26 protein-coding genes are annotated in these 18159 nt (G+C 31.5%); 1 reads left to right on the top strand and 25 read right to left on the bottom strand.

Going from position 1 to position 18159, the window contains the following annotated elements:
* Window positions 1-34 precede the first annotated feature (34 nt).
* The 11 genes from N4A57_RS02705 to N4A57_RS02655 form a co-directional block, all read right to left on the bottom strand.
* Window positions 35-184: a hypothetical protein gene (locus N4A57_RS02705; RefSeq protein ID WP_293655955.1), complete on the bottom strand. Its 150-nt coding sequence runs from the start codon at window positions 182-184 to the stop codon at window positions 35-37.
* 18 nt (window positions 185-202) lie between these two features.
* Window positions 203-1846, bottom strand: coding sequence for an exonuclease SbcC (locus tag N4A57_RS02700; protein WP_293655954.1), 1644 nt, complete (start codon window positions 1844-1846; stop codon window positions 203-205).
* On the bottom strand, window positions 1846-3318 hold the full coding sequence (locus N4A57_RS02695; protein ID WP_293655953.1) for a phage portal protein: 1473 nt from the start codon (window positions 3316-3318) through the stop codon (window positions 1846-1848). Before N4A57_RS02695 ends, N4A57_RS02700 begins: the two co-directional genes overlap by 1 nt.
* The gene (locus N4A57_RS02690) at window positions 3318-4682 is read right to left on the bottom strand and encodes a PBSX family phage terminase large subunit (protein ID WP_293655951.1); all 1365 of its coding nucleotides are present in this window, start codon (window positions 4680-4682) and stop codon (window positions 3318-3320) included. The genes N4A57_RS02695 and N4A57_RS02690 overlap by 1 nt, the downstream gene beginning before the upstream one ends.
* On the bottom strand, window positions 4669-5430 hold the full coding sequence (terS, locus tag N4A57_RS02685) for a phage terminase small subunit (RefSeq protein ID WP_293655949.1): 762 nt from the start codon (window positions 5428-5430) through the stop codon (window positions 4669-4671). The genes N4A57_RS02690 and terS overlap by 14 nt, the downstream gene beginning before the upstream one ends.
* A gap of 58 nt (window positions 5431-5488) precedes the next feature.
* Complete coding sequence (locus N4A57_RS02680; protein ID WP_293655947.1) at window positions 5489-5665, bottom strand: hypothetical protein; 177 nt, start codon at window positions 5663-5665, stop codon at window positions 5489-5491.
* A 77-nt stretch (window positions 5666-5742) separates the two neighbouring features.
* The gene (locus N4A57_RS02675) at window positions 5743-6216 is read right to left on the bottom strand and encodes a hypothetical protein (RefSeq protein WP_293655945.1); all 474 of its coding nucleotides are present in this window, start codon (window positions 6214-6216) and stop codon (window positions 5743-5745) included.
* A gap of 136 nt (window positions 6217-6352) precedes the next feature.
* Window positions 6353-6538 carry a sporulation protein Cse60 gene (locus N4A57_RS02670; RefSeq protein ID WP_293655943.1) on the bottom strand — a complete coding sequence of 62 codons (186 nt, stop codon included), beginning with the start codon at window positions 6536-6538 and terminating at the stop codon, window positions 6353-6355.
* Between the two features lie 323 nt (window positions 6539-6861).
* Entirely contained in the window at window positions 6862-7041 is a 180-nt protein-coding gene (locus N4A57_RS02665; RefSeq protein WP_293655942.1) for a hypothetical protein, read from the bottom strand.
* Between the two features lie 220 nt (window positions 7042-7261).
* Complete coding sequence (locus N4A57_RS02660; protein WP_293655941.1) at window positions 7262-7780, bottom strand: sigma-70 family RNA polymerase sigma factor; 519 nt, start codon at window positions 7778-7780, stop codon at window positions 7262-7264.
* A gap of 22 nt (window positions 7781-7802) precedes the next feature.
* Window positions 7803-8462, bottom strand: coding sequence for a hypothetical protein (locus N4A57_RS02655; protein ID WP_293655939.1), 660 nt, complete (start codon window positions 8460-8462; stop codon window positions 7803-7805).
* Window positions 8463-8745: 283 nt separating this feature from the next.
* Here N4A57_RS02655 and N4A57_RS02650 point away from each other — a divergent pair, with 283 nt between their 5' ends.
* Window positions 8746-9183: a hypothetical protein gene (locus tag N4A57_RS02650; RefSeq protein ID WP_293655937.1), complete on the top strand. Its 438-nt coding sequence runs from the start codon at window positions 8746-8748 to the stop codon at window positions 9181-9183.
* Window positions 9184-9731: 548 nt separating this feature from the next.
* Here N4A57_RS02650 and N4A57_RS02645 read toward each other — a convergent pair.
* From N4A57_RS02645 to N4A57_RS02580, 14 genes are all read right to left on the bottom strand, one after another.
* Window positions 9732-10760: a nucleoid-associated protein gene (locus N4A57_RS02645; RefSeq protein WP_293655936.1), complete on the bottom strand. Its 1029-nt coding sequence runs from the start codon at window positions 10758-10760 to the stop codon at window positions 9732-9734.
* A gap of 60 nt (window positions 10761-10820) precedes the next feature.
* On the bottom strand, window positions 10821-11495 hold the full coding sequence (locus tag N4A57_RS02640) for a sigma-70 family RNA polymerase sigma factor (protein ID WP_293655935.1): 675 nt from the start codon (window positions 11493-11495) through the stop codon (window positions 10821-10823).
* Window positions 11488-11661: a hypothetical protein gene (locus N4A57_RS02635; protein ID WP_293655933.1), complete on the bottom strand. Its 174-nt coding sequence runs from the start codon at window positions 11659-11661 to the stop codon at window positions 11488-11490. The genes N4A57_RS02640 and N4A57_RS02635 overlap by 8 nt, the downstream gene beginning before the upstream one ends.
* Before the next feature lie 14 nt (window positions 11662-11675).
* Window positions 11676-11873: a hypothetical protein gene (locus N4A57_RS02630; protein WP_293655932.1), complete on the bottom strand. Its 198-nt coding sequence runs from the start codon at window positions 11871-11873 to the stop codon at window positions 11676-11678.
* 13 nt (window positions 11874-11886) lie between these two features.
* Window positions 11887-12207, bottom strand: coding sequence for a hypothetical protein (locus N4A57_RS02625; RefSeq protein ID WP_293655930.1), 321 nt, complete (start codon window positions 12205-12207; stop codon window positions 11887-11889).
* A complete protein-coding gene (locus N4A57_RS02620; RefSeq protein WP_293655928.1) occupies window positions 12204-12743 on the bottom strand; it encodes a Holliday junction resolvase RecU in 540 nt (179 codons plus the stop codon). The genes N4A57_RS02625 and N4A57_RS02620 overlap by 4 nt, the downstream gene beginning before the upstream one ends.
* A gap of 1 nt (window position 12744) precedes the next feature.
* On the bottom strand, window positions 12745-13083 hold the full coding sequence (locus N4A57_RS02615; RefSeq protein ID WP_293655927.1) for a hypothetical protein: 339 nt from the start codon (window positions 13081-13083) through the stop codon (window positions 12745-12747).
* A gap of 15 nt (window positions 13084-13098) precedes the next feature.
* Window positions 13099-15033, bottom strand: coding sequence for a PcfJ domain-containing protein (locus N4A57_RS02610; RefSeq protein ID WP_293655926.1), 1935 nt, complete (start codon window positions 15031-15033; stop codon window positions 13099-13101).
* A gap of 20 nt (window positions 15034-15053) precedes the next feature.
* Window positions 15054-15503 (bottom strand): Cas9 inhibitor AcrIIA9 family protein, encoded by a 450-nt coding sequence (locus N4A57_RS02605; protein WP_293655925.1) that lies wholly within the window; start codon window positions 15501-15503, stop codon window positions 15054-15056.
* Window positions 15504-15526: 23 nt separating this feature from the next.
* The gene (locus tag N4A57_RS02600) at window positions 15527-15697 is read right to left on the bottom strand and encodes a hypothetical protein (RefSeq protein WP_293655924.1); all 171 of its coding nucleotides are present in this window, start codon (window positions 15695-15697) and stop codon (window positions 15527-15529) included.
* 198 nt (window positions 15698-15895) lie between these two features.
* Window positions 15896-16837: a phage replisome organizer N-terminal domain-containing protein gene (locus N4A57_RS02595; RefSeq protein ID WP_293655923.1), complete on the bottom strand. Its 942-nt coding sequence runs from the start codon at window positions 16835-16837 to the stop codon at window positions 15896-15898.
* A 9-nt stretch (window positions 16838-16846) separates the two neighbouring features.
* Window positions 16847-16999, bottom strand: a complete 153-nt coding sequence (locus N4A57_RS02590; RefSeq protein ID WP_293655922.1) for a hypothetical protein — start codon at window positions 16997-16999, stop codon at window positions 16847-16849.
* 37 nt (window positions 17000-17036) lie between these two features.
* On the bottom strand, window positions 17037-17282 hold the full coding sequence (locus N4A57_RS02585) for a hypothetical protein (protein WP_293655921.1): 246 nt from the start codon (window positions 17280-17282) through the stop codon (window positions 17037-17039).
* A gap of 27 nt (window positions 17283-17309) precedes the next feature.
* Entirely contained in the window at window positions 17310-18158 is an 849-nt protein-coding gene (locus N4A57_RS02580) for a hypothetical protein (protein ID WP_293655920.1), read from the bottom strand.
* Window position 18159: the final 1 nt, after the last annotated feature.

Here is an 18159-nt window from a genome sequence, read left to right as displayed (position 1 = left end):
TAAAAAAAGCACCTACTTTTAACAGTAAATGCCTTTATTCACTAATTTCGTTTATATTCAGTTGTTTCATAAACTCTCCGTATTCTTCTTTTGCCCACTGTGGTGCATCATTTCTAATTTGCAATCCATCATCTGTATAATATCCATAACCTTCTTTTAAAAATTTTGGTTCAAGTTGTTCCATTATACATCACCCTTTTGTTTATATATATTCTTTTAATCTCTTTTCTACTTCTCCTCCAAAAACTTTAGCAAACTTTCTTGGATTTTCCCCACCGAAGTATTCTGCAAATGTTTCTGCAAAAGCTTCTTCTGGCTTAGTTCCTCCATATCTACTTACCAGTTGTGCTATGTCTTTAAAGCTAATATTTTCATTATATTTTTTATTATATTCTTTAATAGTATGACTAATAAACTCTTTACACCAATTAGTACTAGATATACCTTCTTTCTTATCAAGCCACTTCAAAGAATTAGCAACATGATGGCCGTATTCATGTACAAATGTTTTGTACGGTTTAGCATTAGCCACTGTCCACCTACTCTTAATACATTCTTCTATATAACTAATATTATACCCTTTATCTGTAAAATATGCACCATTTAAGGCCAATTCTACTACTTGAGGTTTATTAATATAATATTTGTAATAGCCTACTGCATTCATTCTTGCCTTAACTTTTATTGCTGGTAATTTGACAGGATCTATTGTTTTAAACCCTTTAAAATAGCTATGAAATTTATCTAACCAATTAACTGAATCCTGTAATATATCTTTATCTATAGGATATTTAGTACTATCAGAAAACTTTATATTATAATTTTCTAACATATGTTTCTTTATTGCCTGCTTATTCTTAAATTTGGTATTACTTCCTTTAAAGTCTTTCCATTGCACCGGTTTAGGTTTATTAGGATATTCAATAATATTTAATTCTTTATTGTTTTCATACCAGTTATCTAGCTTAGAATTAGTTTTTCCATTGCTCCATGCTTTAAGTTCTTCAATAGCCTTATCTATTTCCTCATTTTCTTCTGTAAAATAACATAAACAGTTTGGATGTTGCATAGGAACTTCATTTGGCTTAAATATCCTTCCAGCATAATCATCACATTCATCTTTTCTACCATGCATTCTAGCACTATGACTAGCACTCAAATTCCACTTAATACCTTTATTAAATGGATTATTTTTTGCATTTTCTATAGTAGTTTCTCCAAAACTATGAGTTATTGATGTTCTAGCTAAACGTTGTGCTTGATACGCAATGGATTTATTCATACCAGCTTCTAAAGTCTTAGCCTCTATTCTTTTGGCTGGATTAATATATTTCTCTAGTTGTTCTGCTAACTTTTTAGAATTAGCACCTCTAGTTACATTAATCTTTATAAACCTATCTATATCCTTTGCATTGCTTTTGGTTATGTTCCAGAGTCTTTTATCTAAGGTTTTACCATCCGCATAATAATTTCCTTGTATCAGCTTTTTAACAGAGTCAGATGATGATTTTAGTACTGTCTTATTAAACATAGACTTGAGTTTTATATCATCAGTTATAGCTTCATAATACGCTAATTCTGCTGAACTTGCTATCTGAGAGCTAGCTTCAATATTACTTTTTATAGTACTACTTAATTTAATGTTTAAATCATTCATATAAGTCTGTACTATCTGATTCAGTTCTTTCAAATATTTCCCACCTGAAGTAGTTCTACATGAAATAATTTCATTTGATAATTGATTAGCTAAATCTTTATATATCTGAAAAAGTTCTTTTTCTTGTTTCTTATTAAGCTCTAAAAATTTTGTTCTAGCTTCTAAAACCCTTTTTCGATATTCACTCATTATGAACCATCACCAGTATTTTTATTTAAATTATTCAGTTCACTATCTATAGCTTTTTGAAATTGATCCTGTTCAGCTTCAATGATTGTTTTAATATCCTCAGCTATTTCTTTCATGGCTCCTTCTGCATCTTCTTCATCTGAATAATCCTTTATGTAACTTCTATGGCTTCTAACATTGGAATTAACTTCTTCAAGTGCAAGGCGCTTCTTGTCCTCTGTATCTTCTGGAATAGGATAATTATAATTAATTACTATCTTAAATTTGAGTTTTCCCCACTCCTCATTCCAATCGGAATAACAACCGAATTTACTACAGCACTCAATTATTAATCTTATAAGTTCTTTAATTGGAGTTGCCCAATCATTCCACTTTTCTTCACATCGTGCAATTAAATCATTGTACATATACTTCATAGCCTTAGCACTTGGTATCTCTTTAAGCTGTTCATCTTCTGGCATATCTAATGCCTGGTACATATCATGTTCAGCACGTTTCAAATACATTTCAACTGGTTCTGCTGAGCTAAATGTACTTTCAACCTTTTTCATATCGGCCTTACGCTCATCTATAGACCTTAAAGGTGCTATAGCATTAGGAGCTATATTTAGTCTATTTACGCTATCTTCTTCTGCATCTATTATTACAGTCTGACCAAACATTTGAAATCTAAGTGCATCGGCAAAGTCAGAAACTCTTCTATTATACTGATTTTGAGCATCTTTCAAATCATCTAAATCACTTTCTCCAAATTCATCTCCCAGAAGGCCACCGTTAATTATTACCCATGCTGGTATCCTACTTAACTTTGTATCCTTTATTTCTGTTTTAAATGGTTTATCTACATTAAAACCACCTTTATAGGTTTCAATTTTAAGCTTACAGGTTTCTCCTTCCATGTAATACATGTATCTATAGTATATTTTCTCATTCTTCTCTTTATCTATGGTGTCTTTATCCTGGACAACTAGTGTAATGCTTTTTAAATGTTTACCTTCTTTTTTATAGTTAAAGCCTTCTATATTGTGATAAATAAGGTTTATTGATTGCTCTGGATTAGCTTCAAGCCTAAGCATTACTCTCTTTTTAACTGTACACATTAAAAAAGCCTTTAGAGTATCACTCCAAAAGCCATTGCTTTCTAATATATCATCAATAAATTGTCTAAGCTCTTCACATTTTTCTTTATCCTTTGGATCATAAGGTTTAAATAGTATTGTTGGAGCTCTACCAAACATGAACCTTGCCTGTTTTTTTAGGAGTGGTTTAATCTTATTCCTAATATCCTGTGTTGGAACATAGTCTAAATCATCTGTCACAATCCAGCTTTGACCTAGTAAGTCCAGATTAGACTTTGCTACTTCTTCATCTTTACATTTCCCAAGAAAATAAAAATAATCTTTTCTAGCCTGCTTTCTTTCCTTTTTCTCTGCCTTACTTAATTTAAGTAACTGTTCTTTTATACTGGCCACTAGAATACGCTACCTCCCTTCTTACGATATTGTTTATGCATATTATTTTTAAGACCCATACCTTTGTTGTAAACCTTATCGTCATATAAAGCTTTAATAATTCCAGCTAATACTTTTTCAACAAAATATCTCATAGCATCCATACAGTGATCTTTTTCCTTTAGTGGTTCTTCTTTACCTTTTTCAAGTGCCTTAGGATTCCATATGTATCCACTTATCTCTCTCAATGTATTTATACAACAATCATTTATAAAAAACATTTGATTAGCTAATGCTGTTCCGGTATTTCTTATACCATCTTCCACATTGTTTTTAGCTTTAATAATATTCTTAAATCCATCCTTTTTAAGTTGAGCAATAAAACTTGCTGCAGATGGATCCACTATTATTCCTGAATAAGAAATATCCTCTGTAAATTCCTTTAAATCCCTAGAGTAATCAACATCTGCCTTCTGCTTCCCTTCTTCTCTACCACTATAGTAATATTCTTTAACAATATACCATTTGTCTTTATATAATCCCCAGAGAAGAAAAACACATGCATTCTGAGTACCATAGTCAATAGAAATATAATATTTCTCATATTTTCTTAGGATTGTTTTAGCTTTGTGTACTGCTTCATCAAACATATCATATATGATTCCTTCTGCAAGCACCCAAAGACCCAGGATATATCTTTTGAAAAATACTCCAGAGTACATTCTTGAATACCTTTCTTTAACTTTCTCAGATAAACTTAAATTGTCCTTCATTGTGAAGTGAAGATGTAATGCATTTTTATCTTCTAGCTTATCCAGATATTCAAGCTTAAACCAATGATATGGTCCTGCTGGATTGCAGTTAAACCACATTTTTGCCCCATCAATAGAACATCTAGCAGTAGCCTGATTCACAAAGCTTTGTGGCATTAAAGCAACTTCATCAAATAATATTCCTGCTAAAGTAATCCCTTGAATAAGGTCCTGTGAGCTTTCATCTTTCCCACCAAATAAATAAAAGTCGTTATTCACGACTCTTCCTTTTCTTTTGTCATATTTACTTATTGTAATATAGTTATCTGCTCTATGTTCTTTACACTTGTATCCTCTGCTTTTAAGCATCTTTTTTAATGGCTTTATTACATTACGTCTTAATGAACCAATTGTTTTACCACATAAGGCAAAATTTTCATCCTCAAAACTTGAGTTTGCCCACATGACAAAACTCAAAGACATAACCACTGTCTTTCCACTTCTAACAGATCCATCACAGATTAATATGTCTTTATCTTTCACTGGTGAATTAGGCATCCACCAAGTTAATACTTTTAATTGTTTATTTGAGAAAGGTTTAAATTTAAAGGGTATGATTTTATTCTTCGCCATCTGTCCACACCTCATCTACTTTTCCTTCTAATGCTTCAATAAATCCATCATCACCAATCTCACCTTCATTACCCATTACTTTAGATTTTTCTAGTTCAAGCTTTTCCTTCTTAAGTTGCAATTCAATATCTATCTTATATTTATTAAACTCAAACTTTTCTTTTTCCATTTGTAACTTCTCAGTATCTCCTATAATAGCGGCTTTGGTTTCTATTAACTTTCTTAATTGATCCATACATAGTAAAATTCCATTTTCTCTATCTTCCTCAGTTATATCCTTATATAGCTTTTTCCCAAACATATTATAAAAGAATGTTTTATCTCTATTAAGTAACCTAGCAATCTTTAGTCTTATAAGTCTTATTTCATCATCTATATTAACTACTGCTGTGGTTTGTTCATATAAAGCTTTTTCTTCTGGACTAAGCATATTAGTATATAGTGACTGATATGCTCCATGCTTTATAGCATTAAGATTACCGAGAGGAGCCCCACCGTCATTATTTAAGGCATTTTTATTACCTGGTTGGCCACCTTTGTTACGTTTCTTTTTATTAGTAACGTTACCTTTTGTTTTTGGTAACGCTCCTTTTAATTCTTGATCCCATTTATCCTGGCTTTTCCACTTTCGAATTTGAGAATCTTTTAGTGCTAACTCTTCTGCAATGTCTTTTAATTTCTTTTCTCCATTAGATTCTATATAAATAGCTTTTGCTTTATCTCTATTCGGACTCCTAGCTCTAGCCATTCACCACCACCTCTATTATTCGTGTTGTTTTTGGGTATGAAAAAAGAGCCACTTGGCTCTATAATTTTCTTCTTATGCTATCTACACCATCAAATATATCTTTAAGATATTTTTTATTATACTGTGTATTTCTTTCTGTATGTGTAGTATTATGTTCAATATTATCAATTCTACTAGATAAATATTGAAGTTCTTCTACTACTTTCTCTAATAATTCTATTACTCTTTCATCCATATTTATCCCCCTATCGAAATCATCTATTTACATATTTTCATAAAAAACTATTTCAACCTTGGCTGCATATTACGCATTTAATATATTTCCGCTATTTCAGATACCTTGTCAATCACTGCTTCAAGCATTTTTTGATTATCTTTTATAAAGCTTTCATCTGTATAAAGTTTTAATAGTGCTTTCTTTAAAAACATTGCCTCATCTTTATCCATTTTTAAATCATAAGTAAACTTCCTACCTATCATTTCTTCAACATCTTTCTTCTTAACTGTTTTCCAACTTGGTGATGTAAATCTTTTACCACAAATATCAAAACTTACAATACTGAAAGTTTCACCCGATACACGCCCTTTAGGATAATGCTCTATCCAAATTAATTTATCCTGCGGTATATTAAACTTCTCACATGCAAGCGTGGCCACCTTTTCAGCCATATTAGTTATACTAGTGCCCACATTCTCTTTTAACTCTGTACACAGCACAATATTGTTATATATTTCGATATCACATACACTATCACAATTGTGAAAGCCCTTGTATTCAAATAGCAATTCTATCCTCCCCTTTCTATATCTAAATAATTTCTACAATAAAATAAAAAATCCTACATATTTTTATCGCAAGTTTCGACATTTAAAAATATAGAAAAAGAGCCCTTTGGCTCTTCCTTTGATTTTATAATATTTTTTACTCTGATACTTCATAAATTACCATTGCATTATATGTTCTAAAACAATGTTCTTGCTTATCAGAGTATGATAATGCAGTATCAAATTTTATATCCTTAACTGCCTTCTCATATTTAATAAACTCATTGATTTTATATTGAAGATTATCTTCATCCGTTTCGCTAAAGATTTTAACTTTAATCATTTTTATATCACCTCACTTTATAATTTATACATTCTACATTAAAAGATAATATCCTACATTAATCGTTCGCAAGTTTCGACATATGATAATCGATAATTAATTACCATATTTTACAAATTAAATTTGCTATACTATTAAGGTATAATAAAATTATCTCTTTTACAGGAGGTAAAATAATGAAGAGAATACTGCGAATTATATTATTCGTGGCTGTTCTTATGTTTATGATATATCTTAACACTATAAAAGCATATTAGCAGCCAGCCTTTTTTGATTCTTTTGAGTCTAAAAGGCCGACTGCAAAGTAAAAATACAATTAACTATTAATCATTTACTTGTCGAATCCTACCATGTACTCTTTTATAACTCCTATGCTTCATTAAATTCTTCACTGAATCCCCTAGTTCTATCTTCTTTTTATCAGTTTGCCGAACTGGTGCTCTGGCTCTTATTTCATATAGTTCTTTTTTAACCTCTTTACTCAACACTTCCTTAATCTTCATTACCTCACCTTCTTTCCTACTCGGTACATAACAAAAGACAGCCGATTTCTCGACTGCCTCTCTACTAGATCAGGTGTACCATAGCCATTTTATAATTATGTAAGAAGTTTTCTCTCTGCATCTTTGGTCATCAAGGGGGACAACCACAAAATCTTCTACTAACATATTACTACAGTTACCCCCTTGGCTAAAAGGTCAATAATTATTCACAAAACGGTCACTATTCTAATGCATCTGCTCCAAATAATATTACCTTTAATCTGTTTATAAGTCTGTTTCTATGCCTTCTTATGGTACTTTCACTTATATTTAAAACTTCTTCCATTTCCTCTCTTGTAAGTTTAGTAAAATATTTTTTCTCGATGATACAGTAATATTTATCCTCTTTTATTTCATCTATGGCTCTTTCTATTTTCTCAGTTAGCCTCTTAGTTCTTTCTCTTGAAGCTTTATATCCTTCTATAATCTCTACATACTTTTCCTGTTCACTTCCTCCACCGCCAGTAGTATATAATACCACTGACTTTGATGTTTCTCCTACACCATATGATTCTATATACTTAATATCTTCTTCTTTTTGTTTAATTGCTTGTAATAAATCTGGATAACTATATAATAACTTCTCTGTTTTCTGAAAGTAAGTCAATGAATCACTTTTAATTAATCTATTTCGCTCTAGCTCCTTAACAGTTTCTTGTGCTGTTCTTTTAATTATGCTTTCTATATTAACTTTCGCCATGTAATCTCCCCCTTATGCTGCCTTATATAACTTTCAAATCAAACATTGATAATTGTACATTTGTTTGTGGCTGTTTTTCTTCTTTTTTCATTTGTTTATCTTTCATCTTAATAGGCTTTATCTCTTTTTTTACTGAATCTTTCGTTGTACTTTTATTCGAAGTTGTTATTTTATTATTTCTCTTATGTCCATAGCCACTAGTTCCAAATTGTTCTATAGCACATAAATATCCGTTCTCTACAAATAATTCTCTTATGCCTTTAGCAGTATCGTGAGTTAAAGCTCTTGAGTTGAAATTTTGGATATTATACTTAATACCATCAATGGTCAATATTACTTTGCAATGAGCTCTATTCTCTTCACTCACTTTTTCTACCTGTATTTTCTTAAAATTCACCTGACTTACTAGGGCCACTCCCCTTATATTAATCTTAGAATTAAGTTCATCTAATGCACTTTTACTTAAGCTCCTAGTATATCCTCCGTAACTAGATCTTTCTCCTATTGAAAATAATCTACCCTGTATCTCTATGAAAGACTTTGAATATCTATCTTTGTAATAAAAATTAATGCCCTGTTCTAACTTCTTTCTATAAGAGCACTCTTTTTTGAGATCCTCATTTTTATTGGTACAGAATCCTTCTTTAGAACATTCCATGTATCTACTGCAGCAATCAAACATTATCCCCCTCCTTGGTTATAAATTTTCAAAACTTTTTAATTTCTTTACTGCAATATTTAACTATCTTTTTAAATTCTTTTTATATTTTCTTATTACCATACATTCTAATAATCTGTATATTCAATTTTTTAGATAACCTACATAGTAAAACCATTACCCAAACCTTTAATTTGACATTTTTATATAAATCTATACATTATTTTACTTAAATAAATTTGAAATCTTTATAATTACATTGTATAATTTTGGTATAAAATTCTATATATTGGAGGTTGCTATGTATTTGGATTTAGATCATATATCTAACAAAATTTCATCTTTCTATAATCTTTCACGTAATAAAAATATTTTTATAACAACTATTGTTTCAGGAGCAATTTTTACTTCTATTTCTAACTATTTAATTGGAAAACTACCCAAACCTGAAACATTTTTAGAGTTAGGCAAATACTTACTTTCTAATACAGATGATTATATGCTTACATTAATATGTTCTCTTATTGCAGGTTTACTTTGTTTTCATAACGGTATAACATTAATAATACAAGCAATTAATCTTTATGAAGATTATACTGTTATTGTCTACGGATTAACTGGCATAGCAGGATTACTAATTTTTATTGCTGGATTCTATTATCTCAATTATTTAGTTTCGTTAACTATGATTTTTTTATTTCTTGTTTTCGTTTTCTTTACATTTATGTATATAATGTCTCAATAAGAGCAGCGATCCTGCTCTTATTTTTCATCATAGTTCTTCTTTTCCCTAACTATTATCCTTATCACTTTTTCGGTCTATACAGTAAAACTTCATTCTAGCGACTTTACCTTCCGTTTGTCATCTATTTTAAATTCATACTTATTTACAACCTTTTCTATATAAGGCATATTACTGATTTCTGCATGCATTCCCATTTCTTTTCTTGAACTATTTGTTAGTTTGTGATAAATTTATAATACAATTTGATGCCCAGTGCGTTGGTTCGATTCCAACCCTCCCCGAAGTGTTGAAATTGATCCTTTCCATTTTTTCGGTTGTAACTTTTACTATAGCAGTGGATTTCTTTACAAAAGAAATTACAGCTATACGAATTTATATTGAAAGGTTGTGGGGTTCCTTGACTCGATACTTTATATCACCAATGCTGTGTGTTGTGGCTTTCTGGGGAGGTAGCTCAGCGGTAGAGCATGAACATAGATGTTCAACACACAGCATAATCCACATGGATAACTGCCTTTTTTCTTCGATACTTTTCACTTAATACATCTTTAGGACTCTTGTGTAAATCTCACACTTTTAACTACTATATCTATAGTTCCATCATTATTTCTTTCAATTTCAATTTTAGAATTATCTTTAAAGTCCTCATACGCTACCTCAATCTTCACTCCAGTATTAGTTTTGATTTTTCTCTTTTTAATCTTTTTCTCAACCCAATCCTTATCTATTTCAAATTTAGAATTAATTCCTGCATCGGCTAAGTATTGTACTAAATGGTCTCTTTTATCATTATCATCAATCACTTGTCGTACAAAATCATTAGGATCTATATCCACTTTATTTCTATATTGATTTACTAGTTCATCCCTAACCTCCATAGCAGCATCAATATCTTCTCTCAGATTCTTTCTAACCCACTTTTCCACAGAATCCCTAAATATTTTAGTTTTATCTCTATCATCTAGAATCATATTGCAGTTTAAAAAATCATTTACAAAGAATGGAACTATATCATCATTTTTTAAATCCACATATTTATCTAGAACAATGAGATCATATTCACTTTCTTCATCATATCTTTTTATAAATGCACATTTATTAATCTTCTTATTCGTCCCTGGAAGACCTATAGCTTGTGGTTTAATATCTATCTTAAATCTATCCTCTACAAACTCTACCTGATGTATAAAGGATGTACTGTAGTCTAAATTTAGTATGGCTACATAATCATTTTCTTCAAAGGAATACAATACTACTACCAAGTCACAAGATGAACTATAGTTATTATCTTTCATGACCTTAAACAGCCTCTCCGCTATTCTTTGGGAGTTGGCTACAAAAGTATCACTATCATCAAATATACTCTCACAAGCTCTCAATATAGTCTGTTCTCCACTTCTAAAATTAGCCTTCTTGTTATCCTCACTTTGTAGATTCTTCACAATATGTTTTTCTAAAAATTCATGAATAGTTGCATCTATTTCTTGAGTAAAATCATTTAGTAATGGTCTATCTGAATTCATGTCTATTACGTGAGTAATTACCTTCTTTATAAGTATTGAATCTATTTTTCTCATTTTATATTTTCCCCCTCTTAATTACAGCCTTGTAGCTTAGGGCCTATAGTGGCCCATTTATTAAGCCACTATATTTTCCTTTCCATAGGTCTCTGCTTTAACATAGATATTTTTAATGATTCTTCCTACTTGTGCTTGTGATATTCCTATGATTTTACCTATCTGAGTTTGACTTTCGCCTTTAAATTGTAACTCTACAATTAATTTTTCTCTTTTAGTTAAGGTACCTATAAAAGCATTTAACAAGAGTTGTTTATCTACACTATTTTCTTGTGACTCACAACCGATTCTATCTTTTAAAACTATGGTTTTTCCTTCTCCATCATGTACAGGTTCATCTAAATACCTTACTTCTTTGTGCTTGTAATAATCTAATGCTGCTTTAGCTCTATATACTGATATCTTTAATTTATTAGCTATTTCTTCTGGATTAGATTCTATTAAGTTTTTCTCTACAATATCTCTAGAATCTAACTTCACTTGTCTTGGATACTTAATTCCATCGCTCCAATTTCTAATGAATTTCATTACATACCCTTTAATCCAAGTCACTGCTACAGTTGAAAATTTAACTCCTCTTGATGGATCATATATTTGTGCTGCCTTTATCAACCCCTCAGTTCCTACTCCTGCAAGATCTTCATAGTCAATTATTCCATTTATGGATTGTCTATACTTTTGGCAAACCATATGTACCAATCCCATATTCTCTGTTACTAACTCCTGGTTATACATTGGCATCCACCTTCTTTTCCTCTACATAACCTTTTTTAACCCAGCTTTCATGAACTTTCTTCTTGTATGCCTTATTAAGTGGTGTTCCAGCTTTCTTCCCTCCAAATTGTTTTTCAGCTTTCTCAGTAACAACCCATACATGACCCTTTTTTGCATTTATAAACATATTGATAATCCCCCTTATGCAATCTCGTATAATTCTTTTCTAACCTTCTTTGGTATAAGCTCTCCTATAGGAAAACTTGCTCTAGGTATTTCTATCTCTCTTTCTTCTTCCTCAAATAATTCTATAGCTGCCCTTTTATATTCTCTGAATATTCCGAATTCTTCATTTAATAATCTAATGATTGCCCTTGCGGCCATTTCTTGTGAACTCATATCCTCACCTCAACTATTTTGCATTGAATTTGTTTATATCTTCACCTAGCCTCCATATACTCCTACAATGCTCATGTATCAATTTCATTTGCCTATACTTCCCATAACAATACTTTTGTAACTCACTTTTAGTAGTTCCTTTAGTAATGTCTAATTTAGATATATTAGCCAATATGTCATTCCATCTATCTGCTAATGCCCATGCCATTTGAGATAACTTAAATGCTCCTCTAAAGTTCTCCGGTTGTAATTCTAGGTACTCATGAGCAACTTCATAATACTGCTTTATATCCTGTGGAAATAAATTGTCTAGTTCTATAGATTGTCTCTTCATATCTTATCCAGTCCCTTTAAGTAGTCTAGTATAATGCCTTTACCTGATTTAACTTCAGTCATAAGCTCCTTAGGTATATAGTTAAAACCTCTTTTTCCTTTGTTCTCTTGCCATCTGTCCCAATGATCTACAACAATATTTCCTTGAATCAAGAATCTCTTATTAAGTTTTTTCATGTAACAAAGAATAAAGCTTGTCTCACCCATGGCTATGGCCATTCTCATATACTCTATTTGATGTGGCTCTATATTCCTAAGTGGCAACCCATTTTCGTTAACTGTCTCCTTGCAATCAAAAGATACTGACATACCACCTTTTACAGTTCCCCTAAAATCCAAAGTACTTTTTTCCTCAGGAAATGCTGATACTATTTTCTTTCCTTGCCTTACTACATTCCATGGAGTACTAATCTTTTGAATTAATGCTATGCCACTATTCTTATAGGCCGTATTGGATAATATGACTTCTTTCTCAAATAATTTCCCCTTGTTGGCCATTCTATGATTTTTAATGTAATTTCCTTTTACTCTGCTCATATTAAAACTCCTCAACTCTCAATACATTTTCAACTAACCATCCTCTTTTTAACAATTTAGGTAAATGAGCTTTCATTCTCTCTTTTGTTATCTGACCATCTTCTTTCATACAGAAATTTAATATCCCTATACCTATTTGTATTGCATCCATAGCCTCCTCAACTATATCTCCTATGTTCTTAGATTTAAAACCAACATCATCACATTCTAAAAAGCAGTTTATAGCTGACTGTACTTCTTTGGCCTCTTCTATTAATTTTTCTCCTAACTTATCCAAATCTAAGTTATCTTTAAACCCTAACTCTTCATTAGAGTGTAATATCGGTATTAAAAATTCCACCTTAATTCCCCCTTATTAACTTGCTATTTTCTTCTGTAACATTGGTACTAATTTCTCTTTACTAAATCTATTTATTAACTTTTCTATCTCCTTAGTCATGCTCTTATTCTTTTTGCCTCTACATTGCACTACTTTCCCATTCTTTACTTCAATGGTGTAGAATGATTTTATAGGATTATTCTTTTGTCTTAAGAATAGTATTATAGATTTGCCTTTGGCCATCTTTTCTATATAGGTTCCTACACAATGATGAAGAGCTTCTCCTTCTCTTATAATTTCCTCTGCACTCTTAGGAGCTATTATCATGTAATCTTTTCTTTGCCAATTATATAGACTAGATATATTATTACTCATATTTTTTATAGCTTTGTCAAAGAGCTCACTTTGATTTTCCTGGACTAACTTATACACTTTGTCATGTTCTTTTTTAAAATCTTTAGGAAATATTACAAATTCACTTCTTATGTCATATCCAAGAACTCTACAGTTTTCTATGTAATCTTTCCAATCTAGGAATTTATCATAGGCATAACGCTCACCAGGTTTACAAAATGCATTTTTCTTAATGTATTTGATTACTCTGCTTATAGTGGTATATTCGCTGCAATTAAATATATCTAGACTTCCCATGAGTTGATTCCCTATAAACCTTATCTGTTCATCACTAATTTTTATATTTCTTTTCTGAGATTCTTTGATTATCATAAGTTCATCATCGTTTACATTAAGTCTTTGTAGTACTGGCATATACTCTTTGTCTACTCCTAATACTTCTTTTATAGACTTCCCTTTTAGATTTAATTTTGAGTAGCTATATTCTTTTACTATATGACCAACCAAGTTATATAATTTAAGTTTTACTAAATACTCAATGACTGGATATTTTTCATATTTTCTTAAGTACTCTAATGCATCTACCTTATGGCCTGGCTTATGCGTTATAAATTCCTTTAGTGCACAGTACTGATATTTTGTTCCTCCTAGAACATCTTCTAAATTCCTATCATATACAGCTGCAGTATATAGTCTTTCATATTTGCCAAGACTATCACACCATCTCATTTCTCCTGTTTGCTTAAAATCTGCCCATTCATAGGCTTTGGTCCTACCCTCACTATTTAGAAAAACTCTCTTCATTTCTCCATAGTATAATTTAGGATGTCTGTAGTGATCTCTGTATGTCTTTGATATTGTAAAATATCTCAATAAAATATCTCCATCTACCTTTTGTATTAAAATTGCTTCCCCTGTATCATGTACACCAGTGGCTTTTCCTACTGACTTATACGTTGTAGGGCTACCACAAATACATGTGCCTTTCTGGTTGTATCGTGGTGATTCCACAATAAGATCCTGTTTACAATGGGTACAATAAGCTTTTAGCTTCTTCTTGCCTTTTTTATATTCATAGTAAATGTATCTACTCTTGTACAATGCAATATTTTCAACCCATTCCTTAAAATCCATAGGTACTGGTGGTACATTTTCCATTCTTTTATCAATCTTAGATTTAATGGCTGCATGTCTCTTTCTCAATCTGTTGTGTTTAATCTCTTCTTGTAATTTATATATGGCCTTACATGGATTATCTTCCGTTTTAAGAAAGTCTTTTATAACTCTAGCTGATTCTTGATCAACACATTTAGCATTCTTATACCACACATATCCTGCATATCCTAATAAGCTTTCTATGGCTCCTGTTTTCCATTTCATAGGGCTTGTCCTTAAATCCTGTGTTATATAATCATCTTTGGTTAAGAATACTCTGTAACTGAAATTTACTTGTCTTTCTTCTGGATTAGCTCTATACAGATGTATCATTAAAACTTTATTCTCATTTACTGTCACTTCTTTAGCTGCTAGATGATGTAATTTATCTTCATATTCATAACTATCCCAATCTATATTTAATTCTTCTATTGGCACCTGTGAAAGTAATTTCTTTTTCATTGCCATCCCCCTCAAATAACTTACACTAATTCAAACATTGATACTTGATCTTTGAAATTAATTACTTTTCCATTTTTCTTTTTAGTAAATCTTGTGGTCCTTTTATTAGTGACTGCCTTTTGCTCCACTATCTTTGTCTGAATAATTGAATCAGAATTTTCAACTCTAGCTTTATTTATTGACTTATAATCAAATTCAGTATCATCAGGGTCAAAATACATTGATGCAATTTTATAAACTTCATCATCAGCCATCCAGCCACTTTTACCACTTAATCTTTTCTTTACTTCTTCATAGACATAATTAAAGCAACCTTCTACTTCTTTTTCCTTCACAAGCACTTTTTTTGAAAAAGCTTCGTCTGTTTTGCACCTTGCTATTAAAAATTTAATTATATGTCGTGCCGGTACTCCTACTTTATCCTCATTCTCAAGTCCCTTTTCTAATTTCTCAACTGCAGAGTTAATCATTGAAGATCCCCTTTCCTATAGAACTATTTGCCTCTGACTACATCCAGTAGCTTCCCTTTTCCCATTTCACACTTTATAGCTTGTCCATATGTTCCCATCACTTCTTTAGCCTGGTTTATAAGTTCATTAGTATCTTTTCCTGCTAAGGCCATCTCCGCTACTGCTGTAGCTAATTCATTAGCTTGTTTAAACATGATTATCCCCCTTATCGTGAATTGCATTTCCTAGTTATTTCTGCATTTATCCCACTCTGCCAGCAAATATAATTATTTATTTCCTGTTCCACTTTTTTAGCTTCATATATTTTTCTTTTTCGCTCCAAGTATTTCTCACATTCATCGTGGCAACCTATGTACCTTGCGTTGCATTGATAACAAGGACTACTTACTCCCCTATGGCTCATCTTTGTTCTTCCCCCTATTTCGCACTAATTTTTCTAGTTCCTCAGCCGAATACTTATCCGTTCGTTGCTTAAAATTATGGAATCTATTATTATTACCCTTAGGTTTATTTACCTCAACCCTATCTTTCTTTTTCTCCTTGGCTATCATTTGGGCCATGATTTTATCCCAATTCTTCCTAAGACCACTAGGAGATTGAACTACTGTGCTCCAAAAATCATCTTCATCAAAGATGAATTGAATAATCCGATATACTTCTTCTCTAGTTCTATTATCTTTCTCAAATATAAGTCTCATATCGTTAGACCACTTTTGTAAATCCTTTAAAGTATCCTTAGGAACTCTACACTTAGGATTAAACTCTAGTATTTTTTCTCTTAGGTATATAGCAGCTTTATAGTACGTAGATTTTTCATCATATTTAATTTTTTCATCAGAATGGCTTGAAGGTTCATCCGAATCTTCAACACTATTATTTATATCTATATCTATCTCTTTCTCTAACTCTATCTCTGTGTCACTTTTTTGCACATCTTCGTCACATTGTGACGCTAATAGTTTTTGATCTTTTTCTCTTTTCCTTCTCATCCGTTTAGCTGACTCGGTTTCACTCCCTATCATAGCTTGTGTTTCAGCCATAAAGAGAGTTCCATCATCCCATTTTTCCATAAGCTGCAAATTGATAAATAAATCAGTAGCAACTCTAACCGTATCTATATTAATTCCTGTTATACTAGCTAACATTTCAGGTGTATAAGGAATGACGTTTCTAAATCTAAGTTCCCCTTCTGTTTTGATAGATTTTAATAATAGCTTTAGGTAAAAAATTATATAGTCCTTACCATTCGTCATATTTTCTACTAGCTTAATTTCTTCTCTATCAAAGAAATTATCATGTAATTTTAACCAATAATATCTTTTTGCTTTTGTCATCTTTTCCACCTACTTTACTATCAACTGTATAATTCCAAATATTACTGCCAATACTAAAAATATAATTAAGGTAAAAACTTTCTTTTTCTTTTTAGCTATTGAGTTTAAGCGTGTACCTACACTCGCACGCTCTATACTCAATAGTTTGGGATTACTAAGCATTTAGTGTCCTCCTTAATGTTTTACATTAACATTTACTTTAAAATGGTATTGGTTCATTATCTTCATAAGTAATAGCCAGTTCCATATATTCTTTATTGAACTCCCTTTTGTAAGGTTCAATCTTAAGCTCATCATTTGTACGATATTTGCACTCTCCGCAGGGGTCTTGTCTATCAAATGATATGAGTTCAACACTCTTTAACTTGCACCAGGGCGGAGAAGGCGGAACGACATCACCCCAGGTGCTTTTTCCATATTCAGTTGGTTTGTAAAATATACACATCGAGATTCACCTTCTCCTTTATCTATGTTAGAATGGATGATCGTCTCCATCTTGTACAGTTTTCTCTCCTTCATTTTCTTTTTCCATTAATAACTCCGTGGCTGCTTTTCTTACTACTGCATCAGAAGCTTTATGAGATAACCATTTCACATAGCCAATATCAGATTTATATATTTCTCCTAAAGTTTTGCCTTTGTGCTTACTTCCAAAAGTAATCTTCAAATTCTTGGCATCTGTTACATCCATGTTGTCCATTTGCTCTTGCTGTATAAACTCCCTCATATCTTCAATATCCTGTGTAAATACTTCTGATAAACTTGCCACTGTCAATACTGCATCTACTTGGGCTCTTTTCTTAGCCATTTTTAAAACAGTATTAGCAAGTGTATATGGATCATCATTTTCAATTTTGTACTCTGTATATGGACCATACTTCCCTTCCTTATTCCTTGAAGGTAATGTTTCTTTAGCTATCCCTTCTGGTACATTTTTCTCGCTAACCCATCTATAACGATATTTTCCTTCCATGGTATTACATTGGCCTACACCTTCTGTGATTTTCTGTCCTTTTTTAAGTAATTTGCATTTAAGAGTATATGCAAAGAAACCTTTTTCGTAATTCTCAACTTTTTCTAAAAACTCATATTCACTAGTCAATCCGAACATCATCAATATTTTTTCTGCTCCTGGCTTAAGTAACGTAGGCTTAAATGTTCCAGGTATTACCCCAAAGTCATGATCTTTTTTTAAAGTACTCTGTACTGCTACTTGTAACTGAGTTATTTTTCTCATAGTACCTTGTATGGCTGTAACATCTATATCATCTATGATTGATATACTTCCACCTACGGGTTGTAATTCTCTTACGTTTTCCATA

This window comes from Anaeromicrobium sp. (assembly GCF_025210435.1).
In the GTDB taxonomy this organism is placed as follows: domain Bacteria; phylum Bacillota; class Clostridia; order Peptostreptococcales; family Thermotaleaceae; genus Anaeromicrobium.
This window is presented reverse-complemented; position numbering and strand designations above follow the sequence as displayed.